Origin of the sequence: Micromonospora sp. NPDC047620, assembly GCF_043205005.1 — a bacterium.
Classification (GTDB): Bacteria; Actinomycetota; Actinomycetes; order Mycobacteriales; family Micromonosporaceae; genus Micromonospora.
The window spans coordinates 171,112-195,180 of sequence record NZ_JBIDDG010000009.1; the positions used below are offsets into that span (position 1 = coordinate 171,112).

Sequence of the window (24,069 nt, forward strand, 5' to 3'; positions counted from 1 at the left end):
GCGGCCGGTTGACGGGGTGCGGACCGACCATCCGAAGCGGGCAGGGATGACAGGTGCATGACGACGGCAGGTACGACGATCCACGCGTGACCGGATCAGCGGGCGATCCGGTTTCACGTGAAACCGACTACCCGAGCTGGTCGCTCGACGGGCCGCCTCACGGTTCGTCGACCCGGCCGCCGGACTGCGATCCGATCGTCCAACGGGACACCGCCGACCCGGCCGGGCCGGGACTGCCGGCAGCCCGCCCGGCCTCCGACGGGCTGCCGCGCCCGGGCAACTCCGCCGGCGGTCGGGTGATTCCCATCCGCCGCAACCCCTCGGCCTCGGCGCGGTTCGAGGCGGCCGTGCCGCAGCAGCCGACCCCGGACGCGGTGCCGGACGCCGCCCCCGAACCCGTACCCGTCACGGACGCGCCCGCGTCCCCGGCCGCCGCCTACGGGCCCGGCGCGACCGAGGCCGCGTACGTTTCACGTGAAACCCCGACGCGCGAAGAGGATGACCCACCGTTGGCTATGGAGGCGATGCGCGCCGTGCAGATCCTGAATCCGAGTGGCGAGGTGACGATGCCTCGGCCGGAACGGACCCGGGTCATGTGCGTCGCGAACCAGAAGGGCGGCGTGGGAAAGACCACGACCACGGTCAACCTGGCGGTGGCGCTCGCCCTGCACGGTAACCGGGTGCTGGTGGTCGACCTGGACCCGCAGGGCAACGCCTCCACCGGGCTCAACGTCCCGCACCACACCGGGGTGCCGGACGTTTACGACTGCCTCATCAACAGCGTGCCGCTGGAGGAGGTCGCCCAGGGGGTCGAGGGCATCCCCAACCTCTGGTGCGTACCGGCCACGATCGACCTGGCCGGTGCGGAGATCGAGCTGGTGTCGGTGGTTGCCCGCGAGTCCCGGCTGGCCCGGGCCATCGCCGCCTACCCGGGCCACTTCGACTACGTCTTCATCGACTGCCCGCCGTCGCTGGGCCTGCTCACGGTCAACGCGCTCGTCGCCGCGCAGGAGGTGCTCATCCCGATCCAGTGCGAGTACTACGCGCTGGAGGGGCTGAACCAGCTGATCAACAACATCAACCTGGTTCGGCAGCACCTCAATCCGAAGCTCGAGGTCTCCACGATCCTGCTCACCATGTACGACCGGCGTACGCGGCTGGCCGACGCGGTCGAGCAGGACGTCCGGAACCACTTCGGTGACAAGGTGCTCCAGGCGGTCATCCCGCGCAACGTCCGGGTCTCCGAGGCACCGAGCTACGGCCAGTCCGTGATGACCTACGATCCGGGATCGCGGGGGGCAACGAGCTACTTCGAGGCCGCCCAGGAGATCGCCGAGCGTGGCGTCAAGGAGCCGGTGAGCCGGAATGCGTAGTGCGGAACAGTCGCTGGGAGGCGTGGCATGAAGAACCGTCCTCGGGGCGGTCTCGGTCGGGGCCTGGGGGCCCTCATCCCGACCGGACCGGCGCCGACCGCCGACGCCGCCCCGGCTGAGCCGGCGGCGCCCACGACCGCCGTCGTCGGCACGCCCGCCGAGCCGGCGCCAACGCCGGTCAGCCCGCCCGTCGCGGCGCAGCCCGAGCCCGCGCTCAGCCCGGTCCCGGGCGCCCGGTTCGCCGAGATCCCGGTCGACGCGATCGTGCCGAACCCGAAGCAGCCCCGACACATCTTCGACGAGGAGGCTCTGGAGGAACTGAAGACCTCGATCCAGGAGGTCGGCTTCCTCCAGCCGATCGTCGTACGGCAGCTCGACGACGAGAAGTACGAACTCGTCATGGGCGAGCGGCGCTGGCGGGCCGCGCAGGCGGTCGGGCGGGAGAGTATCCCCGCCATCGTCCGGGACACCCGGGACGACGCCATGCTCCGGGATGCGCTGCTGGAGAACATCCACCGCGCCAACCTGAACCCGCTGGAGGAGGCCGCCGCGTACCAGCAGTTGCTGGACGAGTTCGGCGCCACCCACGAGGAACTCGCCCGGCGGATCGGCCGGAGCCGCCCGCAGATCTCGAACACCATCCGGCTGCTCAACCTCCCGGCGCCGGTGCAGAAGCGGGTCGCCGCCGGCGTGCTCTCCGCCGGCCACGCCCGGGCGCTGCTGAGCCTCGACGAGCCGGAGGCGCAGGAGCAGTTGGCGGCCCGGATCGTCGCCGAAGGGCTCTCGGTCCGCGCGACCGAGGAGATCGTGATGCTGGCGGTGAGCGATGGCAGCGCCGGCAAGAAGGAGACGGCCAAGCGCCGGCCCAAGCCGCACGCGCCCGCGCTGACGGATCTGGCCGACCGGCTCTCCGATCGGTTCGACACCCGAGTCAAGGTGGACATCGGCCGGAGCAAGGGCAAGATCACCATCGAGTTCGCGACGGTCGACGACCTGGAGCGGATCGTCGGCCTTATCGGCGTCGGCGAGGAGGAGGAGTCGGAGGGCTGACCCTCCGACTGCCGGCCGCGTGACCCCACCGGGCCACGCGGCCGTTCCATGTCCGACGGTGGCGTCCACCCTCGGCGGTACGCCTACCTGCCGGCGCCTCCGGCAGTCCGGCGCAACCAACTGCCGCCGAACGTGCCGGGGTGCCCTCTCATTCGAGCGCCACGGGCCTGAGGTGGGCCAGCCCTACCCGACTCCTGCCCACTCGCACTTCTGGCGCTGTGGGGCAGCAGGAGGCGTTTTCCGTTCGCCCCCGAAGTCGCCTGCTGCCGGGATCAGGGGCGTGGGTGTGGTGGTAGCGGTGGCTCACCGGTTTCACGTGAAACCGGCGAGCCCGCCAGGCGGTTTGCGGCCGTGGACGCGGGTGGCCGGGCGGGCGGCGTGCCTTCGGTCACCGGCACGTGCGGTGTTGGTGGGTGTGGTTCGTGAACCTGCGGGCAACGGCTCCACGAACCTTGAACCTGGAGGCGGGAGTTGCGCTGGCGCCGAGGTGCCGCATTCGGGCTGTGCGGTTTCACGTGAAACGGTGCAGCGAACAGGCCGCCGCGCCCGCGCCTCCTTTCCAGAGGAGGTTGGCCGGCGAGGCCGGGCCACGCCCGTCTGCCGCCTTGGTTCCCGCGCCCGGCTGCCAGATTCCGGCACCTGGCGCCGGTCTGTCCAGCCTTGCCTTCGGCGTATGGCCCCTGCCTTTGGTGGCCGGCATCGGTCTGTGCGGCCCCTGACCTCCAACCCCCGGCATCGGCCTCGTACGACGGCCCCGCCTCCGGCGCCTGGCCCGGCCTCTGGAGCCCGACGCCTGTCTCCCGGACCCCGCTCCGGCGGCGATTGGAGGAGTCCAGCTCCCTCACTCGGACCCCGGCCCGGGGCGCCCCACCCCACCCCGGCCCGCCCCACCCCACCCGGCCCGCCCCGGATCCCGGCTACCGGCTACCGGAGCGTGGCCCCCGTCCGGCCTGTGGCTCCGACACTGCCGCCCGGCTTCCCGCTTCCGCCCGGCGCTCTGGCCCCGCCGACGAGCCGGTGAAGCCAAGCGGGACAGCGTCGGGCGGGACGTCGACCGGAACGGCGTCGACCGGAGGGCGGATGGTGTTGACGGCGCGGAGAGACTGTACGACCGAGTGCTCGAAGGCCCGCGTGACGCGCCCCGAGGCGGCCGGTGGTTTCACGCGAAACGGCTGCCTTCCCGCGGCGCCCGGACGGCGCGGATCGGGGCCGGAAGTTATCCACACCAGTTATCCACAGCCGCGCCTCGTTTCACGTGAAACCCCGCGTGAAACCCGTTGCTGGCCTGTGGATGACGGGGTGTGTTCCGGGTCTCAGCGCCCTGTGGATATCTGTGGACAAGCCTCTTGGGCGGCCACCTCGCGGCGGCCGGCACAGAACCGCCGTCGGCTCTTTCGGGTAGGGACACCGGTGCCGGAAGCGGTTAGTGTCAGCGTCGTGCACGACACCCCTCCCTCAGTCCCGGACTTCGCCCAGTGGCCGTCCTTCCCCTTCGAGGGCGACCTTCGCGTCAAGCAACTCGATGATCCGGTCCCGGTCGAACCGCCCCGCAAGGGCGAGGGGCATCGGGAATGCACGGCCTGCAACGCCCCCGACGACGCCTACATCTGGGTGGGCGAGCGCTGGCGGGTACGCGCCATGGACCGCCCCACGGGGCTGCCGATGGTGCTGATCCTGGAATCCCGCTCGCATCTGGACCTCGGCGACCTGCCGAACCTGCTCGCCGCCGAACTGGGGGTGATGACCGTACGCCTGGAACGGGCGGTCCGGTCCCTGGACGGGGTCGCGAGGGTGCACGTCAACCGCTGGGGCGACGGCTCGGCGCACCTGCACATATGGTTCCTCGCCCGGCCCTACGGTCAACTCCAGCTCCGCGGGACCTTCCTCTCCCTGTGGGATTCGATCCTGCCGCCCATCTCCGAGGCGCAATGGCGAGAGAATCTCGCCCTGGTCGCGGCCTGGCTCGCGGAGTTCGGGGGGCGGCCCCTGGCCGAGCCGTCGCGCATCCAGTGGCAGGCCCCGTCCAGCTTCACCGGGCAGCCCTCGCCCCGGGACGACGCCATCACGGGCGAGGCGGTGTCCGTGATGGCGTCCGCCGAGGAGGCGTACGTCCCGGCGGCCGACAACCGGGAGGCCGAGGCCGCCGCCGCGGAGGGCAGGCAGTCCGACGACTGACGCGGCACGGGCGGCCACCCGAGGTCGCGGGGTGGCCGCCCGTGCCGGCGGAAGGAACGGACGGTCAGGACCGGCGCGTCGCGGCGCGCGCCACCAGCGTCCCGATCATCTTGCCGAAGTCCAGACCGGCGGCCTGCACGGCGAGCGGCAGCAGCGAGGTCTCGGTCATCCCCGGAGAGACGTTGACCTCCAGCACGTGCGGCTGCCCCGCCGAGTCAACGATCAGGTCGACGCGGCTGAGGTCGCGCAGGCCGAGCGCGGTGTGGGCGGCCAGCGCGACATCGGCGACCGCACCGGCCACCTCCGGCGCCAGTCGCGCCGGCGTGTGCCACGTCGTCCGGCCGGCGGTGTAGCGGGCGGCGTAGTCGTACACCCCGTTGCGAGGCACGATCTCCACCGCCGGCAGGGCCCGCGGCCCGTCGCCCAGGTCGACGACGGAGACCGCCACGTCCATGCCGGGCACGTACTGCTCGACCAGCGCCGTCTGGTCGTACGCGAAACAGCCGACCATCGCGGCCGGGAGGGACGCGGCGTCCCGGACCACGGCGGCGCCCAGCCCCGAACCGCCCTGGGCGGGCTTCACCATGAGCGGCAGCCCCAGCCGGTCGACGATACGGTCCAGCACCGCCACCGCGCCCAGCTCCGAGAAGCGGTCGTGCGGGAGGGCGACCCAGTCCGGGGTGGGGATGCCCGCCTCGCGGAGCACCGCCTTCGCCGACGGCTTGTCCCAGGCGAGCCGGGACGCGCGGGCGTCGCACCCCACGTACGGGACACCGCAGAGGTCGAGCACGCCGCGTAGCGAGCCGTCCTCGCCGGTGGCACCGTGCAGGGCGATGACGACGGCGTCCGGCGGGTCGACGGTCAGGGCCGGCAGCAGGGTCACGTCGGCGTCCCGCAGCTCGGCGTCCATCCCGACGGCGCGCAGCGCGTCGAGCACCCGGCGGCCGGACCGGAGCGAGACGTCACGTTCGTAGGAGAGCCCGCCGGCGAGCACCAGCACCCGCAGGTCGGCGGTGACGGCGGAGTCGGTCACGACGAAACGGTCGGCAGCGGTGGGAGCCATGCCGGAATCATGCCAAGTCGGGACCCGGCGTGTCCGAGCCGGCCTGCCCCCGCCGCGATCCGGGGCGGCCGACCGCGCCGAACACCCGCCGCATCGCGATGTCCTGCTCCATCACGCCCGCCAGCCGGCGCACGCCCTCGCGGATCCGCTCCGGGGGCGGGAAGGAGAAGTTGAGCCGCATGTTGCCGCTACCCGTGCCGTCGGCGTAGAAGCCGGTGCCCGGCACGTACGCCACACGTGCGGCGATGGCCCGCGGCATCATCGCCTTCGAGTCGAGGCCGTCGGGGAGGGTCGCCCAGACGAAGAGGCCGCCGCCCGGCGTCGTCCAGGTGGTGCCCGCCGGCATCAGGTCCTTCAGCGCGGCGAGCATCGCGTCGCGCCGTTCCCGGTAGACCTCGCGGTAGACCTTGAGCTGCTCCCGCCAGGGCATGGTGCCGAGGTAGGTGGAGACGGCGGCCTGTGCGTAGCCGCTGGGGCAGAGGATCTGCGCCTCGCTGGCGATCACCAGCTTGTCGCGGACGGCGTGCGGCGCCAGGATCCAGCCCACCCGCAGTCCCGGGGCGAAGGTCTTGGAGAAGGTGCTGAGGTAGAAGACCCCGTCGCGGCGCCGCGCGCGCAGCGGCGCGGGCGCGTCACCCTCGAAGCCCAGCTGACCGTACGGGTCGTCCTCGACCACCAGGAGGCCCGCGCGCTCGCAGATGTCGAGCACCCGCTCTCGCCGCTCCTCGGTGAGCGTCACGCCGGTCGGGTTCTGGTAGGTGGGGATGGTGTAGAGGAACTTCACCCGCCGGCCGGCGCGCGCCTGCTCGGCGATGGCCGCCTCCAGCGCCTCCGGGATCAGCCCGTCGTCGTCCATCGGCACGTGAACCACCTGTGCCTGGGCGGCCTGGAACACCCCGAGCGCCCCGACGTAGGTCGGGCCCTCGGCGAGCACCACGTCACCCGGGTCGAGGAAGAGCCGGGCCACCAGGTCGAGCGCCTGCTGCCCGCCGACGGTGACGACCACGTCCTCCGGGGAGGCGCCGCAGGCTGCGTCGATGCCGGAGAGCGCCATCACCTCGCAGATCCGCTCGCGCAGCTCCAGGGTGCCCTGGCCGATGCCGTACTGGAGGGTGGTGACGCCGTGCTCGGTGCCGAGCCGGCCGAGCATCTCACCGACGGCGTCGAGCGGCAGCGCCGCGATGTAGGGGGCGCCGCCGGCGAGCGAGACCACCTCCGGCCGGCTGGCCACCGCGAAGAGCGCGCGGATCTCCGAGGCGGTCATGCCGCGCACACGGCGGGCGTACCGGTCGGTGTAGTCGTCGAGCGTCGTGCCGGTCATGACATCACCTCGATGGCTGCTCGGGTGGATCCCGCCCCGGCGTACCCGGGACACCGGCGACCATGGCGACGCGGGACGCCGGCTGTCGATCCTAGTCGCCCCTGCCAGGAAGGCCGCCACGACGTGACCAGCGTCCACATGGCGGACCACCGGTGGCCCTCCCGGAGATGGTCATTGCGGTGTCCCCTCCCGTGGCGTCCGGAACCGGCGTACGATCGCTCGTCGGGGGCAGGAAGGCGGCGTTGTCGTTCCGTGCCGGTCTCACCTCCGAGCCTAATGTGGGGATGCGCCAATGTCGCGACGTCTGGTCAGCTTGACCCTCGACACCCTGGAGGACGTGCCCCGTCCGTGCCGGCAGTGCGTCTACTGGGAGCTTGACCCGGTTTCGGCGGACCGGGCCTGCGCCGCGGGCGACCCGGGGCTGGAGAAGGAGGCCTGGGTCTCGCAGACGCTGCTGGAGTGGGGCTCCTGCGGCAAGCTCGTCTACGTCGACGGCATGCCGGCCGGCTACGTCCTGTACGCCCCGCCGGCCTACGTGCCGCGCTCGATGGCGTTCCCCACCTCCCCGGTCTCGGCCGACGCGGCGCTGCTGATGACGGCCAACGTGGTGCCCGCCTTCGCCGGTGGCGGGCTGGGCCGGATGCTGGTCCAGGGGGTCGCCCGGGATCTCACCAAGCGCGGCATCAAGGCGATCGAGGCGTTCGGCGACGCGAAGTTCGGTGACGCGGCGGACCCGGCCGGCACCTGCGTCGCCCCGGCCGACTTCTTCCTCTCCGTGGGCTTCAAGACGGTCCGTCCGCACCCGCGCTTCCCCCGCCTCCGGCTGGAGCTGCGCACGGCCCTGAGCTGGAAGTCCGACGTCGAGTACGCGCTGGAGAAGCTGCTCGGCTCGATGAGCCCCGAGACCCTGCTCCGCCCGGTCCGCCCGGCCCCGGCCACCCGCTCCACCGCCGGCTGACCGCGCCGACCGCTCGCTCGGTTCACGACAGCACGGGCCGCTGCCCGGCCCACGCCCGAGCCGGCCGCCGTTCAGTCCACCACCGTGCCGGCGGCCACGACCGCCCGCAGCTCGCTCACGTCGATCGAGCCGGTGGGCACGTCCCGCTCCACGGGGAAGTACATCCGCTGCACCGCGGCCACGACGGCCTCGGCCACCAGGTCCCGGAACCGGGGGTCGACCAGCCGGGCCCGGTCGCCGGGCGAGGTGAGGTAGCCGACCTCGACGCGTACGGCCGGCATCCGGGTCAGCCGGAGCAGGTCCCACGCCTTCGCGTGCGTACGGCAGTCGCGCAGCCCGGTACGGGCGACGATCTCCCGCTGCACGAGCCCGGCGAGCCGTTCCCCGGTAGCCGAGGTGACCCCGTTGTCGGTGCCGTAGTGGTAGGTCGCGACGCCCTCGGCCGCCGGGTTGGCGTGCCCGTCGAGGTGCAGCGAGATGAACACGTCGGCCCCGAGCGAGTTGGCCAGCTCGGCCCGGTCGACGTCCGGCAGGCAGTCCTCCGGGGCCGGCCCGCGGGTGAGCTGCACCCGGACGCCGGAGGCGGCGAGCCGGCCCTCCAGCCGGCTGGCCAGGTCGTGCACCAGGTCCGCCTCGGTCCACCGCAGCCGCCCGTCCGGCACCACCACGCCCGGGTCGGTGCCCCCGTGACCGGGGTCGACGACCACGGTCCGCCCCACCAGCGTCGGGCCGGACTGCCGGATGGCGTCGGACTCGCGCAGCCACTGCGGCCGACCGCCGACGACCTTGCGCCCGAGCCGGCGCAGCGCGTTCATGGTGTGCGGCCCGCACGAGCCGTCGGGCGTCAGCCCGACCTCGCGCTGGAACTGGGCGACCGCCCGCGAGGTCCGTACGCCGTAGATCGCGTCCGCGCGCCCCACGTCGTACCCCATCTCCAGCAGTCGTTCCTGGAGCGACCGGACGTCCTCGCCGGTGAGCGGCTCGGGGACCGCGTGGTAGAGGGTGCGGGCGCCGAGCCGCCAGCGGGCGGCGTCCAGGGCCCGCCAGGTTTCCGCGCCGACCCGGCCGTCCACGCTGAGCCCCCGGGACTGCTGGAAGGCCCGCACAGCCCGTTCGGTGTGGGCGTCGAACTCGTCGGCCTCCGGTGCCATCGGCGCGAGCAGGTCGAGGCCGGTCAGCACCGTACGGATCTCGGTGACCGCGGGTCCACGGTCACCGGGTCGGATCGGACGCACGCACGACCCCCTCTGCACGGACGCTGGCTGGCCGGGCGGCCCCGGGGTTGAGGTTATGCGTTCCGGGGACGTCAGGTGGGCGCGCCGGGAAAAGACGTCGACCCCGTCCCCCGGGCGGACCGGGTACGGGGTCGACGTGCGTACGTGCAGCTCAGAGCGCCGATTCGATGAGCCTGACCAGCTCACCCTTCGGCTTGGCGCCGGCGATCGACTGCACCGGCTCGCCGTTCTTGAACACGGTGAGGGTCGGGACGGACATCACCCGGTACGTGCGGGCGGTCTCCGGGTTCTCGTCGATGTTGAGCTTGACGATGGTGACCTGGTCGCCCATCTCGCCGGCGATCTCCTCCAGCAGCGGCGACACCTTGCGGCACGGCCCGCACCACTCGGCCCAGAAGTCCACCAGAACCGGCTTGTCGGACTTCAGCACGTCGGCGGCGAAACTCGCGTCGGTGACCGACTTCGTTGCTCCCACTATGACCCTCCTCCGGAGTTTTCGGTTGTTCAGCCCTGCAGCGTGGCGATGAAGCGCTCGGCGTCCAGCGCGGCGGCGCAGCCCGTACCGGCGGCGGTGATGGCCTGCCGGTAGGTGTGGTCCACCAGGTCGCCGGCGGCGAAGACACCGGGCACGCTGGTCCGGGTGCTCGGCGACTGGACCTTCACGTAGCCCTCGTCGTCCAGCTCCACCTGACCCCGGAAGAGCTCGCTGCGCGGGTCGTGGCCGATGGCCACGAAGACGCCGGTGACGTCGAGGACCTTGGACTCGCCGGTGTGCGTGTTGCGCACCCGTACGCCCGAGACCTTGCCGTCGTCGCCGAGGATCTCCTCGACCACGGTGTTCCACTCGACCTTGATCTTCTCGTTGCCCAGCGCCCGCTCGGCCATGATCTTGCTGGCCCGGAAGGAGTCCCGGCGGTGGATGATGGTGACCGACTCGGCGAACCGGGTGAGGAAGCTGGCCTCCTCCATCGCCGAGTCACCGCCGCCAACGACCACGATGTGCTGGTTGCGGAAGAAGAAGCCGTCGCAGGTGGCGCAGGACGAGACACCGTGGCCCAGGTACTCCTGCTCGCCCGGGACGCCCAGCGGGCGCCACGCCGAGCCGGTGCTGAGGATGACGGCCCTCGCCCGGTAGGCGGTCTGACCGACCCAGACGGTGCTGACCGCGTCGGAGCCGACGCTGCCGGTGTCCTTCAGCTCCACCCGCGTCACGTCGTCGGTGAGGAACTCCGCGCCGAACCGCTCGGCCTGCTTGCGCATGTTGTCCATCAGCTCGGGGCCGAGGATGCCGTCGGCGAAACCGGGGAAGTTCTCCACCTCGGTCGTCGTCATCAGCGCGCCACCGGATTGCACGCCCTCGATGATGAGCGGCTTGAGGTTGGCGCGCGCCGCGTAGACCGCCGCCGTGTAACCGGCCGGCCCGGAGCCGATGATGATCAGGTTGCGGACCTCGTCCACTGCCGTCTCCCGATAGTGTTGTTCGCCATCGGCGCGCGCACCGATGCCGATCCGATGCCGACGCCCCTCGCGGTGCCGGCAGCCTGATGTGCAGAACGTCATCGTACGAACCGGGGATTCCCGAGCCGGTCATCCGGTGGGTCAGGTCACGTGGACGGTCAAACGTCCGGTGGCCGCGAATTCACCCTACCCGTGTGCGGTAGCGGCTGTCCGAGCCGGATCCGGGCACGCCGCATTCCGGTCCGCTCACCCAGGCCCAGTGCGCGCCGCTGTTGTCGGTGAACCGGACGACCAGCGCCGGCTGGCCCTGGAACCGGGCGTAGTCGACCACGTCGACCACCAGCGGCCCGCCGCCGTGCTCGGCCCCGATCTCGTGGATGCAGTCGCTCAACGCGGCCGGGTCGGCGAGCCGGCCGAGGCCGACCGCGTCGCCGGGCAGCCGCCCACCCTCCACCTCGACGTTGGGCCGGGGATCGGCGCTGAACCGCTGCGCCCCCATCGTCGGCGAGACGTCGGCCAGGGACTCGGGCGTGTAGTCCCGCCCACTGCGCAGCGTGGGCTCGCCCGCCCGGAACGGCGTGCCGGCGGGGCCGGCGACCTCCGGTTTGGCCGGCCGGGACAACGCCGTGTCCGCGGCTCCGTCCCCCTGCTCCCCGGCGAACTGGCTGACGCCCAGCCCGACCGCCGCGATCGACGCCGCGGCGAGCGCGACCGGGCCGGCCAGCCGGGACCAGCGGCGGCGCCGTCGGCCCGGCCCCGTGGCCGCGCCCCGGCCGGGCTCCGAGCGGGGTACGCCGGCAGGGCGCCGCGCGGACCCGCCGAGCGGCTGTGCCGGCACGACCCCGCCAGACCTGCTCGTCCCGGGCTCGTCGGCCGGCACCGCGTCGCCACCCCCGGAGCGGGAGCGAACAACCTCGGAGCGGGCCGACTCGGAGTCGTGCGGCTCGGGACGCACCAGGTCGGAGCGGGCCGGCGTCGGATCGAGCGGGCCGGTGTCGGGCGCGGGGGCGTTGGCCAGGGCTGCGACGAGCCGGTCGGTGACGTCCGTGGGCATCTCGGGGGCGGGGCCGGCCCAGGCGGCGGCCAGGTCGGCCCGGACGCTTGCCAGGGCCGGAGCCAACAGCGCGTACGCCTCCGCCCAGGCCGCGTCCTCGTCGACCAGCCGGGCGACGCGCGCCTCGTCCGGGGTGCCGTCCAGCGCCCCGCCGACGTAGTCGGCGAGCAGGTCGTGGTCGACCTCTCCGAACCCCCCGGCCGTCACGCGTCCTCCTGGTGGGCATCCCGCCGGGACCGTCCCGACCCCGATCGGACGCCCTCGGGCGGTCGCGGGTTCCCTCCGGTGACGGCCGGCACGTTGGGGCCCGCCGCCGGGGCGGGCTGCGGCGACTCCTGCCGCTGCGGGGCGGGGCCCGGCGGCTCGGACGGCTGCGGGGCGGGCCGGGGGCGCAGGTGCCCGAGCTGCGTCGCGAGGCGGGCCCGGCCCCGGGCGCACCGGCTCTTGACCGTGCCCTCGGCGACGCCGAGGATCCTGGCCACCTCGGCCACCGGGTAGCCCTGCACGTCCACCAGGATCAGCGCCGCCCGCTGCTCGGCCGGCAGCCCGGCGAGCGCCTGACGGACCACCAGCGCCGTGTCGTGGTCGTGGACGGGAGCCGCCGGCTCGACGCCGCCCGTGGCGGAGTCGGAGTCGCCCACCCGGGCCCCGTCGGGCAGCGGGACCGTGGGATGCGACTGCCGGCGCCGGATCCGGTCCAGGCAGGCGTTCACGACGATCCGGTGCAGCCAGGTGGTGACCGCCGAGTCGCCCCGGAACCGGCCGGCGGCGCGGTGGGCGGACAGCAGCGCGTCCTGGAGGGCGTCGGCGGCCTCCTCGCGGTCGCCGAGCGTCCGCAGCGCCACCGCCCAGAGGCGGTCGCGGTGCCGGTGGAACAGCTCGGCGAAGGCGTCCCGGTCGCCCGCCACGTGGGCGTGCAGGAGTTCCAGGTCCGTCGGCCCGGCCGGCGGCGCCGACGACGCGACCGGTGGGCCGCTCCCTCCGCCCACCGGTCCACCGCTCGTCCGCTCCCCGCGCACGCTTATCACCACGTCCGGCGGGTGCGGTGCCCTGGGCGCGGCGGCCGGCTCACGACCCCTGGACCGTGATCTCCTGGACGCCGAGCTTGTAGCCGCCGTCGCTCTCGGGCAGCTCGGTGATCCAGAGCAGCAGGTAGCGGTACTTCTTGTCGGCGTCGAAGCCGTTGAAGGTCATCTTGGTGCCGTCGTGCTCCTCGAACGGCTGCCCGATCGGCGTCTTGTACTCCGCGACGAGCTGGGCGTCGCCGGAGGCCGACGAGGGGGGGGTGGAGGTCCCCGTGAGAAGCCGGGCGGAGGCGCCCCGGGCGGAGAGCAGCACCTGCACCGACTTGACGGTGTGCTCCTCGCCCAGGTCGACCCAGACGCCCATGCCCTTCTTGAGGTTGCCGAAATTGGCGCGCCCGCGGTAGGTCTGGGTCTCCCAGCCCTTGTCCTCGTCGCCGTCGTACACCCGGTCGGCGTTCCGAAGCTCCCGCCGGTCGCCCTCCGGATCGATGATCCGGGCACCGCTGATCTTCAGCTCCCGGACCGTGGTGGCGGCCGGGGCGGCGTCGCCGCCGGGCGCGCTCGACGAGGGCGCGGCCACCGGGGTCTGTGGGCTCTCGTCGCCCCCGCGCAGCGCGCTGATGCCGATCAGCAGGCCCACCAGGGCGACCGCCAGCAGGCCGGCGATGCCGATGGCGACCTTGCGACCGCCGGCCGCGGCCAGCGGGGACGGCTCGTCGGCGGTGTCGGCGGCGAAGCGCAGCGGGCCGGTGTTGTCCAGGAACTGCTCGTCGGCCGGCACGTCCAGGCGGGCCAGCTCGGCGGCGAGCACGTCCGACGACGGCGGCGCGATCTCGGCGTCGAGCAGGTCCATGGTGAGGTCGTCGAGGTACGCCGGCACGCCCGCCCGGACCTGCCGGGGCGCGGCGATCGCGCCGGCGGCGTCGCGGACGGCGTCGGGGATGGCGGCCCGGCCGTGGCCGGCGGTGGCGCCGCGCAGCGGGGCCTCGGCGTGCGGCCAGTGCCCGGTCAGGGCGAAGTAGAGCACCCCGCCGATCGCGCGGACGTCGCTCTGCTGGCTGTCGTCGCCGTCGGTACGCGCGTCGGCCAGCACCACCCGGCCGTCGTCACTGATCATCACCGTGCCGGGGTGGACGTTGCCGTGCACCATGTCGGTGGCGTGCACGGCGGCGAGGGCGCTGGCGACGGCGTTGCCGATGGTGGTGGCCCGGGCCGGGTCCAGCGGGCCGTCGGCGACCAGCTCGCGCAGGGACCGCCCGTCGACCCACTCGCGCACCACGTACGCCCGCTCGGCCTCGTCGATCGCGTCGTAGACGCCGACCAGGTTGGGGTGGATGACCCGGCTCGCCGCGACGGCGCCCTGGAGCATCTCGGTGGCGGAGTCGCCACCCGGGTAGCGCAGCACGACCGCGACGGGACGGCGCAGGATGACGTCGACGCCCCGCCAGACCAGCCGACCCGCGCTGTCGTTGTTGATGTGCTCGACCAGCTCGTAACGCTCGGCGAGGATTTCACCGGCCGTGGGAGCACCGAAGGTCATGACGTGCGGAGCGCTCTCCTCCGCCTCCTGACCCTCGCCGACCTGGGTCACCCGTCCTCCCTCGGTGATCGTGTCGATCGATGGACCCGCGCTGCTGGGCATGTGGCTTCCCGCTCTGCCTTCGAAGGAACCGGCCGACCGGCGTCGACGCGGAGCGTCGGCGCCTGCCGTACCCGTCGAGAGCGACCTTACCCGGGTTGGCGGTCTCCCCGACATGTCATCTTCGCGCCGTTCCCGGGTCGGGCTGCCGGCCGGCGATCAACTTGTCCGGTTGCGACCGTTGTCAGCCACGTTGCTGGCACATGTACTAACCAATCTAGACGTTGACCGCAAGTGTTCGCCGGAGGGGCTGACCTGTGTGGCGGCGACGCCGACGCCCTCGGGTTCCCTCCGACCGTGCCGCCATGCTCAGCCGTACGGCTGGTTATCCACAGGCCCTTCTGGCGGCTGAGCGGTGACTCGCGGAGTTATCCACAGGCGCATCCCCAGGCTGGTGATCCTCGTTCACAGAGCGTGCAGACCATCCGAGGGTCGTTGGCCCGCACCCGAGCGCGGCGCGTCAGCGGCCCAGTCGGCGGCGGACCATGCCGACGACCTCGGTGATCTCACCGATCCGCAGCGCCATCGCCAGCCCGAGGTAGGTCCCGCCGATCACCGCGCCGCCGACCACGAGCTGGATGATCGCCTCCAGACGGGTCGGCGTGTCGTCGCCGGGCAGCAGGGCGACCACCAGTAGACCGGCCAGCGCTGCGCCGAGCGCGGCGACCGCGACCCGGCCGAGAGTGCGCATGATCCCGCCGAGCCCGATCCGGCCGACCCGGGGACGGAGCAGCCAGGCGGAGGCAATCGCGGCGGCCAGGTAGGAGACGGCGTTGCCGATCATCATTCCGGCGGCCGCGAAGTGGGCGGCGAAGGCGGCGAAGAGGACGATCTGGACGCCGATCCGAAGCGCCACCACCGGGATGTTGATCAGCGCCGGGGTCCGGGTGTCGGGGAGCGCGTAGAAGGCGAAGGTGAACAGTTGGCTGACCGCGAACGGCACCAGCGCGAGCGCGGCCACCAGCAACACCACCGAGGTGTCGGCCGCGTTGTCGTCGCTGAACGCGCCGTAGCGGAACAGCATGACCGACAGCGGCGTGGCGAGCACGGCGTAGCAGACGGCGATCGGGGCCAGCACCGCCGAGACGGTCCGGGTGCCCCGGGACAGGTCGGCGGCGAGGTCGGCGTAGCGGCCGTCGGCGGCAGCCGCGCTCATCCGGGGCATCAGCGCCGTGATGATCGAGACGGCGATGATGCCGTGCGCCATCATCAACAGCAGGAAGACGTTGTTGTAGATCAGCGCGCCGGCGTCGCCGTCGCCCGCGCGGTTCAGCAGGTTGAACAGCACGATCAGGCCGACCTGGCTGACCGCGACGTAGCAGAACATCCACCCGCCCAGGCGGCCCAGCTCGGCCAGCCCCAGGGCGCGGAAGTCGAAGCGCAGCTTCCACCGGAAGCCGACCTTGCGCAGCGCCGGCAGCAGGCCGGCGGCCTGGATGGCCACGCCGAGCAGCGTGCCGCCGCTGATCAACACGATCTGCTCGGTGGTCATCTGATCCGGCCGGATGGTCTTCGTACCGAAGATCGCGATGTAGAGCCCGGCGGTGCCGATCACCACGAGGTTGTTCAGGATCGGCGCCCACATCGGCGCGGCGAAGTGCCCCCGGGTGTTGAGCACCGCACTGATCAACGCGCTGAGGCCGGTGAAGAAGATCATCGGCAGCATCAGGTACGACAGATTGGTGACCAGGTCCTGATAGTCGTCGCCGCGGTTGTCGCTGGTGTACAGCATGGTCAGCAGTTCCGCGGCGGCCACCGCGAGCAGTGCGGCCACGGCCAGGGTGACCACCGCGAGCGTGAGCAGCCGCTGGGCGTACGCCTGGCCGCCGTCCGCGTCGGCCTTGCGCCGGCGCACCAGCACCGGGATCAGGACGCTGGTGAGGATGCCGCCGAGCAGGAACTCGTAGACCATCCCGGGCAGGATCTGCGCGGTGGTGTACGCGTCACCGACCAGCGCGCCGCCCAGCGCGGCGGTCAGCACCAGCGTGCGCAGGAAGCCCGTACCCCGGCTGACGAGGCTGCCGATCGCCATTACCGCGCTGTTGGTCGCGGCGCTGGCCTCGGCCACCTGCTCCTGCGGGGGCGCGGTCGACTCCAATGCCGGCTGGTTGAGCGGCTCGGCGGAGATGAACGTGGCGCCGTCCGACGGCCGGCCGGGCGCGGCGCCGCCCTGGGCGGCGTTCGCGCTGCGGTAGAGACCGCCGCTCATCTTGTCGCCTCCAAGGCAGAGGGGGTGCGTCCGAGCCGGGCACGGGCCCGTACGTCACAGACGATAGTCAACAGTCGCCCGATACCCGCGCCCGGCGGACCGCATCCCCGCCGGGACCGATAGTCTGGCGCTCCCATGTCCGAAGCCTCCGCTCCCCACGCCGCCGACCGCCGCGAACTCACCGCCGCGCAGCGCAACGCCGTCGCCGAACTGCTCCGGGTCTCCCCGGTCGCCGACGAGCTGGGCCGCCGGTTCGCGCGGGCCGGCCACGAGTTGCACCTGGTGGGCGGTTCGGTACGCGACGCCCTGCTCGGCCGCCTCGGCGACGACCTCGACTTCTGCACCGACGCCCACCCCGACGAGACCCTGCGCATCGTGCGCGGCTGGGCCGAGTCGATCTGGGAGACCGGCCGGGAGTTCGGCACCATCGGCTGCCAGCGCGATGGCCTGCGGCTGGAGGTCACCACCTTCCGCGCCGAGGCGTACGACCAGGTCAGCCGCAACCCGATCGTGGAGTACGGCACCGACCTTGCCGAGGACCTGCGGCGGCGCGACTTCACCATCAACGCGATGGCGGTCAGCCTGCCCGAGCACCGCTTCACCGACCCGCACGGCGGGCTGGACGACCTCGCGGCGAAGGTGATCCGCACCCCGGGCACGCCCGGCGAGTCGTTCGGCGACGACCCGCTGCGGATGCTGCGCGCCGCCCGGTTCGCCGCCCAACTGCGCTTCGCGGTGCACCCCGATGTCCACGCGGCGATGACCCTGATGGCCGCCGACCTGGACCGGATCACCGCTGAGCGGATCCGCGACGAGTTCACCAAGCTGCTCTGCGGCGCCGACCCGATCACCGGGCTGCGGCTGCTGGTCGACACGGGGCTCGCCGAGCGCTTCCTGCCCGAGCTGACCGGGCTGAAGCTCACGATCGACGAGCACGCCCAGCACAAGGACGTCTACGAGCACACCCTCACGGTGGTGAGCAACGCCGTCTCGTACGAGACCGAGGGGCCGGACTTCATCCTGCGGATGGCCGCGCTGATGCACGACGTCGGCAAGCCGGCCACCAAGGCGGTGGGCCCGGACGGCCGGGTCAGCTTCCACCACCACGAGGTGGTCGGGGCCCGGCTGACGAAGGCCCGGATGAAGGCGCTGCGCTACCCCAAGGAGATCACCTCCAAGGTCACCGCGCTGGTCGCGCTGCACCTGCGGTTCTACGGCTACGGCCGGGGCGAGTGGACCGACTCGGCGGTGCGTCGCTACGTCGCCGACGCCGGCGACCTGCTGCCGCGCCTGCACAAGCTGACCCGGTCGGACTGCACCACCCGCAACCGGCGCAAGGCTGCCCAGCTCGCCGCGGACTACGACGCGCTGGAGGAGCGGATCGCCCGGATCGCCGCCGAGGAGGACCTGGCGAGGGTCCGGCCCGACCTGGACGGCAACGCGATCATGGAGCTGCTGGGCGTGCCGCCGGGGCCGGTCGTCGGGCGGGCCTGGAAACACCTCAAGGAGCAGCGCCTGGAGCGCGGCCCGCTGGACCGCGACGAGGCCGAGGCGGAGCTGCTGCGCTGGGCCCGCGACGAGGGCATCGTCGAGTAGTCGGCTACCCGACCAGGGCGCCGCCCCCGGGCTGGGGACGGCGCCCTGTCGCGGCAGCGGCCCCACCGCTGCCCGGTGGCGTCAGCGGGTCTCGACCGCCGTGGCGTCGACCGACGGCTTGCCGTTGCCGGGAACGGACGACGCCGAGCCGAGCTTCGCCAGCAGGCCGGCCAGGTCGATCCCGGTCAGGTCGCTGCCGAGCTGGAGCCCCTGGGCCACATTGCCCGCCACCGACTTCGTCAGCGACGAGGCGCCGTCGGTGGAGATGACGGTCATTTTGTCGATCGCGCCGATCGGGGCGCTGGCCGCCTCGACCACCTGCGGCAGCACCTTGACCAGCAGGTCCAGCACGGCGGCCTCGCCGTACGCCGCGAACGCCTCGGCCTTGCGTGCCATGGCGTCGGCCTCGGCCTGGCCCTTGGCCAGGATGGCTGCGGCCTCGGCCTGGCCCTCCCGCTCGACCGCCTCGGCGATGGCGGAGCGGCGGCGCTGCTCGGCCTCGCCCTCCTTGGCGCCCTCGATCGCGTTGGCCTCGGCCAGCGCGGCCCGGCGGGCCCGCTCGCCCTCACCGGTGAGCCGGGCCTGCTCGGCGGCGGCCTGCGCGGCGGCGATGACGGCCTGCCGCTGCGCGTCGGCGTTCAGCACGGCCGCGTTGCGGGCCGCCTCGGCCTCCTGCTCCACCTTGTACCGGGCCGCGTCCGCCGGCTTGCGCACCTCGGTGTCGAGCTGGCGCTGCTTGAGCTCGGCGTTGCGCTCGGCGACCTTCTGCTGCTCGGAGAGGATCGCCTGGTCCCGCTCGGCCTGGGCGAGCGGCCCGGCCGCCGCGGACTTGGCCTTGGCCGCGTCGATCTCGGCCTGGATGGCGGCCTGCTTGAGCGACAGGTTCCGGTTGGCCTCGGCGATGGCCTCCTCGGCGAGCAGCCGCTCCTGCTCGGCCTGCTGGCGGGCGCGCGCCTCGGCGATCGCCGCGTCCTTGAGCACCCGGGCCGCCTCCGGCCGGCCCAGGTCCTGCAGGTAGGAACCCTCGGCCAGGATGTCCTGGAGCTGGAAGGTGTCCAGCACCAGGCCCTGGTTGGTCATCGAGTGCTCGGCCTCCTCGGCGACCGCGCTGGCGAACGCCGCCCGGTCCCGGATGACCTCCTCGACGGTGAGCCGGCCGACGATGGAGCGCAGCGCGCCGGCGAGCACCTCCCGCGTGAAGTCCTCGATCTCGTCCTGCTGGTGCAGGAATCGCTGGGCGGCGGCGCGGATGGCGTCCTCGGTGCCGCCGACCTTGACGATCGCGACGCCGTGCAGCTCGGTGCGGATGCCCTGCTTGCTGACCGCGCCCTTGATCCCGACGTCGATCCGCCGGCTGGACAGGTCGAGCGACTGGAGCTTCTGCACCACCGGCAGGACGAAGACGGACGCGCCGAGCACGACCTTCTGCCCGGACATGTCGGTGGACCGGCCGCCGTCGGCGGTCTGCGTGGTGCGGCCCTTGCGGCCGGTGACGATGAAGGCCTCGTTCGGCCCGGCGACCTTGATCCGGGAGAGGACGAAGAGCACGAGCACGATGACGAGGAGGACCGCGCCGCCGATGGCGATGAGAAGGGGCATGTGACCGTCCTGATCTGCTATGAGGGGGTTCAGTAGGTTTCGACGTGCACGCTGGTCTCGCTGAGCGCCTCGACCACGAAGATCTGGGCACCGACCGGGATCGGTCGGTCGGCCCGGGCATTGAGCTTGACCGGCTGGCCGGCCACCCGGACCCGGACCTCGCCGTAGCCGTCTGCGGGCACCGGGGTGACCACCAGGCCGATCGCGCCGACCAGGTGGTGGCGGGTGGGGGTGGGATCGGTGCGCATGTTGCGGGCCGCCCGGCTCAGCCGGGACGCCGCCCACGCGGTGGGCGCGGCCGCGACGAGGCCGCCGGCCAGCGCCACCGCGATCATCCCGGGGGTACGCCCGCCGAGCAGCTCATTGGCGATAGCGGCGCCGAAGCCGAGCGCCCCGGTGAAACCGGCGACCGCCTCGACCGACACGGGACCGTCGAAGTCCGGGTTGCCGAAGTGCAGCAGCTCGGTGCCGAGCAGGGCGAGCGCCAGCACCGCGACGCCCGCTCCGCCGATGATGAGGAAGATCAGTGTCCCCGTGGCCACGACCCGCACCGTACCGATCTGGCGCAACGTGCCGCCGAACTCGCCCGACACGGAATCTAGCTATTGACAAGATTCCGGCGGGCAGCCAATCTTGACAATGACAAGACGGAGGTGCCCATGTCCTCGGCGACCCTGACCACCGCCGGCATCCTGCTGATCACCGTCGTCACGGTGGCGTACGGCGGACTGACCCTGCTCATGCACCTGACCCGGCGCAAGGCCGGCTACCTCGACAACCCGGTGCGCCGGGGCCTGTGGACCGCCGGCCACGCGCACGCCGGGGTGCTGGTCCTCTTCGCGCTGGCCGTGCTGCCCTACGTCGACCAGGCCGACGCGTCCGACGGCACCCGCACGCTCATCCGCGCCCTGCTCGTGGCGGCGCCGATCCTGATGCCGCTCGGCTTCTTCCTCTCGGTGGCCCGGCCGCAGGACACCAGGCCCAACAAGCTGATCTGGCTGACGGTCGCGGGCGGCGCCAGCCTCAGCGCCGGTGCCCTGCTGCTCGGCTTCACCTTGCTGTGAGCGGGCCGTCCCGGGGCGGGATGCCGGCGGCCACCCGACGGCGTCGCCGGGGCGCACCAGCCAGGCCGGGCGCGACCGGGACAATGGGGAGATGCGCTGGACCGTGCTCGACTCCCCGATCGGCGAGTTCTCCGTCGCCACCGACGGGACACACGTGTGCCGGGCCCACTTCGGCCGGGTCGGCACGGCTGACGAGGAGCCGGGCGACGAGACGGCCCGGCAGGCCGTGGCGGAGCTGCGGGCGTACTTCGCGGGCGAGCTGACCGAGTTCGCGGTGCCGCTGGCGGTGCCGGGCGGTACCGACTTCGAGCGTGGCGTCTGGCGGGAGATGACCCGCATCCCGTACGGGGAGACGCTCACCTACGGCGAGGTGGCCCGGCGGCTCGGCGACCAGGGCGCCGCCCGCGCGGTCGGGGTGGCCTGCAACCGCAACCCGATACCGGTGCTCGTGCCGTGCCACCGGATCGTCGGGGCGGGCGGCAAGCTGGTCGGCTTCGGCGGCGGCCTGGACCGCAAGGTGAAGCTGCTCGAACTGGAGGCCGGGGTCGCCCTGCAACGCGCCTGGTCCTGACGCGGGGCCGCCGCACGGCGGGCTGCTCCTGAGGCGGGTCGCTGTGCGACGCGCCTGGTCCTGATCTGGAGCCAAGCCGCCCGCCGGCACCCGGCGACGTCAGCCCGGGGCGGGCAGGCAGCCGCCGTCGGCGATGCGGGTGCCGATCTCCACGGCGACGTCGCCCGCCCGGACGCTGCCGAAGACGCACGCCCGGCCGGTCCATCCCGCGAAGATCAGGCCGTCACCGGGGCCGAGGTCGAGCCGGCCCGGCGGCCGGACGGTGACGTCGGTCAGCCCGGTCGCGGCGACGGCCCGCCGGACGGATTCCTCTCCGGGGTCGTCCCGCCCACCGGCGGTCAGGAGATTGAGGCTCCGCATGACTTCCGCCGCGCAGGCTCGGGCACCGCTGGCCGCCTCCGCATCGAGCGTGCCGCGCTGCCGGAAGGCGTCGTTGGCCGCCTGCTGACGGCGGAACTCCTCCTCGCGCCGCTGCTCGTCGGTCAGCGGCTGGCCGCCGGCAGGTCGGCTCGGCGTGGCGGTCGGGGCACCGCCGGCGGTCCGGGTGAACTCTCCTGGGCGCGCGACGGGGGCTTTCGCGCCGACGCAGCGGGCCTCGGTGATCGTCGCAGAGGTGGTCGGCAGGGCCGGTGCGATGCTGTCGTTCGGTGCGGAGGCGGGACCGGTGCCTGGACCGGTGCCCGGAGCCGCGCAGCCGGCGAGGACCGGAAGAAGCACGGTACAAGCGACCGCGCCGATCGCCCATCGTGCCGCTCGCCGGCGGCCGGGGCGCGGGACGGACGTCACGGCGGTCAGCCTAACCGCGCGTCGCCGATCGCTCGACCCCGTGCGACGCCGGTGGTCGTCGCGCGTACGGCGGTGGAAGAGCCGGACGCGGCGAGGGCCGGGTCCGTGCGGACCCGGCCCTCGGTGGTGCGTGGTGGTCAGCGCGTCAGCGCTCGACCTCACCGGCGATGAACGCCTCGACGGCGGCGTGCGCGTCGTGGTCGGCGTACTGCACCGGCGGGGACTTCATGAAGTACGACGAGGCCGACAGGATCGGGCCGCCGATCTTCCGGTCCAGCGCGATCTTCGCGGCGCGGACGGCGTCGATGATGACGCCGGCCGAGTTCGGCGAGTCCCACACCTCGAGCTTGAGCTCGGCGTTGAGCGGGGTGTCGCCGAAGGAGCGACCCTCCAGGCGGATGTACGCCCACTTGCGGTCGTCGAGCCACGGCACGTGGTCCGACGGGCCGATGTGCACGTCGCTCTTGCTCATCTCGTGCGGGATCTGGGACGTGACCGACTGGGTCTTCGAGATCTTCTTCGAGACCAGCCGGTTGCGCTCCAGCATGTTCATGAAGTCCATGTTGCCGCCGAAGTTGAGCTGGTACGTGCGCAGCAGCTCGACACCGCGGTCCTCGAAGAGCTTCGCCAGCGCGCGGTGCACGATGGTGGCGCCGACCTGGCTCTTGATGTCGTCACCGACGATCGGCAGGCCCGCGTCCTCGAACTTCTTCGCCCACTCGGGGTCGGAGGCGATGAAGACCGGCAGGGCGTTCACGAACGCGCAGCCGGCGTCGATCGCGGCCTGCGCGTAGAACTTGTCGGCCTGCTCGGAGCCGACCGGCAGGTAGGAGACGACGACATCGACCTGCGCGTCGCGCAGCGCCTGCGCCACGTCGACCGGCTCGGCGTCGGACTCCTCGACGATCTCGCGGTAGTACTGGCCCAGACCGTCGAAGGTCGGGCCGCGCTGCACGGTCACGCCGGTCGGCGGCACGTCGCAGAGCTTGATGGTGTTGTTCTCGCTGGCGACGATCGCCTCGGCGAGGTCCATGCCCACCTTCTTGGCGTCCACGTCGAACGCCGCGACGAACTGCACGTCCGAGACGTGGTAGTCGCCGAAGGTGACGTGCATGAGACCCGGGACGCGGTCGTTCGGGTCGGCGTTCCGGTAGTACTCCACGCCCTGCACGAGGGACGAGGCGCAGTTACCCACACCGACGATGGCGACGCGGACGGAGCCCATAGCGTCTGCCTCCTTCTTCTTCATCACGGCCGCTCTTTCCTGGACTCTCCAGGCGGAGGCGGGCTGTTGTCTTCTCGTCGGCCGCCGGCCGTCCCGGTTTCCGGGACCGTCGGGGCACGGCCGGAGCGCTCGTTGGCGATGAGCTCCTCCAGCCAGCGGACCTCGCGCTCACAGGCGTCCAAGCCATGGCGCTGCAGTTCCAGCGTGTACGCGTCGAGGCGTTCGGCCGCGCGGCCGAGCACGTCGCGAAGCCCCTCGCGACGCTCCTCGATCTTTCGCCGGCGGCCCTCCAGGATGCGGAGTCGGGTCGCCTGGTCGGTCCGGGCGAAGAACGCGAAGTGCACGCCGAAGCCCGTGTCGTCGTACGTCTCGGGCCCGGCCTGTGCGATCAGTTGGGCGAAGCGTTCCTTGCCCTCCGCGGTGATTTTGTAGACCACCCGACCTCGTCGGCTGGTCAGCGCGGGAACCTCCTCGGCGGTGGCGGGTGTCTCGGCGGCCTCGGTGATCCATCCCGCCGCCTGCAACCGGCGCAGGGTCGGGTAGAGCGAGCCGTAGCTGATCGCCGCCCGGATCGCGCCGAGCTTGGCGGTCAGCTCCTTGCGCAGCTCGTAGCCGTGCATCGGAGACTCCTGCAGGAGGCCGAGGATGGCGAGCTCGAGCACGGGCCA

At 72.8% G+C, this 24,069-nt stretch carries 20 protein-coding genes and 1 pseudogene; 7 read left to right on the forward strand and 14 right to left on the reverse strand.

The features are described 5' to 3' along the window. The first annotated feature begins 53 nt into the window (after positions 1 to 53). The 3 genes and pseudogenes from ACGF5C_RS13425 to ACGF5C_RS13435 form a co-directional block, all read left to right on the forward strand. Positions 54 to 1,373 carry an AAA family ATPase gene (locus tag ACGF5C_RS13425; protein ID WP_393300844.1) on the forward strand — a complete coding sequence of 440 codons (1,320 nt, stop codon included), beginning with the start codon at positions 54 to 56 and terminating at the stop codon, positions 1,371 to 1,373. A gap of 27 nt (positions 1,374 to 1,400) precedes the next feature. After that, positions 1,401 to 2,423: a ParB/RepB/Spo0J family partition protein gene (locus tag ACGF5C_RS13430; protein ID WP_393300847.1), complete on the forward strand. Its 1,023-nt coding sequence runs from the start codon at positions 1,401 to 1,403 to the stop codon at positions 2,421 to 2,423. A 1,437-nt stretch (positions 2,424 to 3,860) separates the two neighbouring features. Next, positions 3,861 to 4,592: pseudogene (locus ACGF5C_RS13435) on the forward strand (hypothetical protein); the annotation flags it as partial. A 70-nt stretch (positions 4,593 to 4,662) separates the two neighbouring features. Here the strand turns inward: ACGF5C_RS13435 and ACGF5C_RS13440 are convergent. Both ACGF5C_RS13440 and ACGF5C_RS13445 read right to left on the reverse strand, forming a co-directional pair. Beyond that, the gene (locus ACGF5C_RS13440; protein ID WP_393300850.1) at positions 4,663 to 5,661 is read right to left on the reverse strand and encodes a D-alanine--D-alanine ligase; all 999 of its coding nucleotides are present in this window, start codon (positions 5,659 to 5,661) and stop codon (positions 4,663 to 4,665) included. A gap of 7 nt (positions 5,662 to 5,668) precedes the next feature. Then, the gene (locus tag ACGF5C_RS13445; protein ID WP_393300853.1) at positions 5,669 to 6,982 is read right to left on the reverse strand and encodes a PLP-dependent aminotransferase family protein; all 1,314 of its coding nucleotides are present in this window, start codon (positions 6,980 to 6,982) and stop codon (positions 5,669 to 5,671) included. A gap of 292 nt (positions 6,983 to 7,274) precedes the next feature. Here ACGF5C_RS13445 and ACGF5C_RS13450 point away from each other — a divergent pair, with 292 nt between their 5' ends. Beyond that, positions 7,275 to 7,940 (forward strand): GNAT family N-acetyltransferase, encoded by a 666-nt coding sequence (locus tag ACGF5C_RS13450; protein ID WP_357450258.1) that lies wholly within the window; start codon positions 7,275 to 7,277, stop codon positions 7,938 to 7,940. Positions 7,941 to 8,011: 71 nt separating this feature from the next. On the opposite strand, the gene ACGF5C_RS13455 is transcribed toward ACGF5C_RS13450, so the two are convergent. The 7 genes from ACGF5C_RS13455 to murJ form a co-directional block, all read right to left on the reverse strand. Then, positions 8,012 to 9,175: an N-acetylmuramoyl-L-alanine amidase gene (locus tag ACGF5C_RS13455; protein WP_393300856.1), complete on the reverse strand. Its 1,164-nt coding sequence runs from the start codon at positions 9,173 to 9,175 to the stop codon at positions 8,012 to 8,014. Between the two features lie 151 nt (positions 9,176 to 9,326). Next, the gene (gene trxA / locus ACGF5C_RS13460) at positions 9,327 to 9,650 is read right to left on the reverse strand and encodes a thioredoxin (protein WP_151452747.1); all 324 of its coding nucleotides are present in this window, start codon (positions 9,648 to 9,650) and stop codon (positions 9,327 to 9,329) included. Between the two features lie 29 nt (positions 9,651 to 9,679). Further along, positions 9,680 to 10,633 carry a thioredoxin-disulfide reductase gene (gene trxB, locus ACGF5C_RS13465; RefSeq protein WP_393260640.1) on the reverse strand — a complete coding sequence of 318 codons (954 nt, stop codon included), beginning with the start codon at positions 10,631 to 10,633 and terminating at the stop codon, positions 9,680 to 9,682. Positions 10,634 to 10,814: 181 nt separating this feature from the next. Beyond that, positions 10,815 to 11,894 (reverse strand): hypothetical protein, encoded by a 1,080-nt coding sequence (locus ACGF5C_RS13470; RefSeq protein WP_393300859.1) that lies wholly within the window; start codon positions 11,892 to 11,894, stop codon positions 10,815 to 10,817. After that, positions 11,891 to 12,676, reverse strand: a complete 786-nt coding sequence (gene sigM / locus ACGF5C_RS13475; RefSeq protein WP_393300861.1) for an RNA polymerase sigma factor SigM — start codon at positions 12,674 to 12,676, stop codon at positions 11,891 to 11,893. The genes ACGF5C_RS13470 and sigM overlap by 4 nt, the downstream gene beginning before the upstream one ends. Before the next feature lie 79 nt (positions 12,677 to 12,755). Continuing rightward, the gene (locus tag ACGF5C_RS13480) at positions 12,756 to 14,354 is read right to left on the reverse strand and encodes a protein kinase family protein (protein ID WP_393300863.1); all 1,599 of its coding nucleotides are present in this window, start codon (positions 14,352 to 14,354) and stop codon (positions 12,756 to 12,758) included. A gap of 457 nt (positions 14,355 to 14,811) precedes the next feature. Beyond that, positions 14,812 to 16,560, reverse strand: a complete 1,749-nt coding sequence (gene murJ, locus ACGF5C_RS13485; protein ID WP_393300866.1) for a murein biosynthesis integral membrane protein MurJ — start codon at positions 16,558 to 16,560, stop codon at positions 14,812 to 14,814. 135 nt (positions 16,561 to 16,695) lie between these two features. On the opposite strand from murJ, the gene ACGF5C_RS13490 reads away from it, so the two are divergent. After that, positions 16,696 to 18,156, forward strand: a complete 1,461-nt coding sequence (locus ACGF5C_RS13490; RefSeq protein WP_393300869.1) for a CCA tRNA nucleotidyltransferase — start codon at positions 16,696 to 16,698, stop codon at positions 18,154 to 18,156. Positions 18,157 to 18,237: 81 nt separating this feature from the next. Here ACGF5C_RS13490 and ACGF5C_RS13495 read toward each other — a convergent pair whose 3' ends face one another. Both ACGF5C_RS13495 and ACGF5C_RS13500 read right to left on the reverse strand, forming a co-directional pair. Then, a complete protein-coding gene (locus ACGF5C_RS13495; protein ID WP_393300872.1) occupies positions 18,238 to 19,755 on the reverse strand; it encodes a flotillin family protein in 1,518 nt (505 codons plus the stop codon). Between the two features lie 29 nt (positions 19,756 to 19,784). Next, complete coding sequence (locus tag ACGF5C_RS13500; RefSeq protein ID WP_393300875.1) at positions 19,785 to 20,348, reverse strand: hypothetical protein; 564 nt, start codon at positions 20,346 to 20,348, stop codon at positions 19,785 to 19,787. Positions 20,349 to 20,414: 66 nt separating this feature from the next. Here ACGF5C_RS13500 and ACGF5C_RS13505 point away from each other — a divergent pair, with 66 nt between their 5' ends. Both ACGF5C_RS13505 and ACGF5C_RS13510 read left to right on the forward strand, forming a co-directional pair. Further along, entirely contained in the window at positions 20,415 to 20,819 is a 405-nt protein-coding gene (locus tag ACGF5C_RS13505; protein WP_393300878.1) for a hypothetical protein, read from the forward strand. 91 nt (positions 20,820 to 20,910) lie between these two features. Then, the gene (locus ACGF5C_RS13510; protein ID WP_393300881.1) at positions 20,911 to 21,390 is read left to right on the forward strand and encodes a methylated-DNA--[protein]-cysteine S-methyltransferase; all 480 of its coding nucleotides are present in this window, start codon (positions 20,911 to 20,913) and stop codon (positions 21,388 to 21,390) included. 99 nt (positions 21,391 to 21,489) lie between these two features. On the opposite strand, the gene ACGF5C_RS13515 is transcribed toward ACGF5C_RS13510, so the two are convergent. The 3 genes from ACGF5C_RS13515 to ACGF5C_RS13525 form a co-directional block, all read right to left on the reverse strand. Then, positions 21,490 to 22,107 carry a hypothetical protein gene (locus ACGF5C_RS13515; RefSeq protein ID WP_393300884.1) on the reverse strand — a complete coding sequence of 206 codons (618 nt, stop codon included), beginning with the start codon at positions 22,105 to 22,107 and terminating at the stop codon, positions 21,490 to 21,492. A gap of 214 nt (positions 22,108 to 22,321) precedes the next feature. After that, on the reverse strand, positions 22,322 to 23,401 hold the full coding sequence (locus ACGF5C_RS13520; protein ID WP_350677805.1) for an inositol-3-phosphate synthase: 1,080 nt from the start codon (positions 23,399 to 23,401) through the stop codon (positions 22,322 to 22,324). A 23-nt stretch (positions 23,402 to 23,424) separates the two neighbouring features. Beyond that, a complete protein-coding gene (locus ACGF5C_RS13525; RefSeq protein WP_350677787.1) occupies positions 23,425 to 24,063 on the reverse strand; it encodes a PadR family transcriptional regulator in 639 nt (212 codons plus the stop codon). Between the last annotated feature and the right edge of the window lie 6 nt (positions 24,064 to 24,069).

Excerpts from the sequence above, each read along its gene's own strand:
- ACGF5C_RS13430 (WP_393300847.1), top strand. The coding sequence starts at position 1,401 with ATGAAGAACCGTCCTCGGGGCGGTCTCGGTCGGGGCCTGGGGGCCCTC.
- ACGF5C_RS13440 (WP_393300850.1), bottom strand. The coding sequence starts at position 5,661 with ATGGCTCCCACCGCTGCCGACCGTTTCGTCGTGACCGACTCCGCCGTC.
- ACGF5C_RS13445 (WP_393300853.1), bottom strand. The coding sequence starts at position 6,982 with ATGACCGGCACGACGCTCGACGACTACACCGACCGGTACGCCCGCCGT.
- ACGF5C_RS13450 (WP_357450258.1), top strand. The coding sequence starts at position 7,275 with ATGTCGCGACGTCTGGTCAGCTTGACCCTCGACACCCTGGAGGACGTG.
- ACGF5C_RS13480 (WP_393300863.1), bottom strand. The coding sequence starts at position 14,354 with ATGCCCAGCAGCGCGGGTCCATCGATCGACACGATCACCGAGGGAGGA.
- murJ (WP_393300866.1), bottom strand. The coding sequence starts at position 16,560 with ATGAGCGGCGGTCTCTACCGCAGCGCGAACGCCGCCCAGGGCGGCGCC.
- ACGF5C_RS13490 (WP_393300869.1), top strand. The coding sequence starts at position 16,696 with ATGTCCGAAGCCTCCGCTCCCCACGCCGCCGACCGCCGCGAACTCACC.
- ACGF5C_RS13495 (WP_393300872.1), bottom strand. The coding sequence starts at position 19,755 with ATGCCCCTTCTCATCGCCATCGGCGGCGCGGTCCTCCTCGTCATCGTG.
- ACGF5C_RS13505 (WP_393300878.1), top strand. The coding sequence starts at position 20,415 with ATGTCCTCGGCGACCCTGACCACCGCCGGCATCCTGCTGATCACCGTC.
- ACGF5C_RS13510 (WP_393300881.1), top strand. The coding sequence starts at position 20,911 with ATGCGCTGGACCGTGCTCGACTCCCCGATCGGCGAGTTCTCCGTCGCC.
- ACGF5C_RS13520 (WP_350677805.1), bottom strand. The coding sequence starts at position 23,401 with ATGGGCTCCGTCCGCGTCGCCATCGTCGGTGTGGGTAACTGCGCCTCG.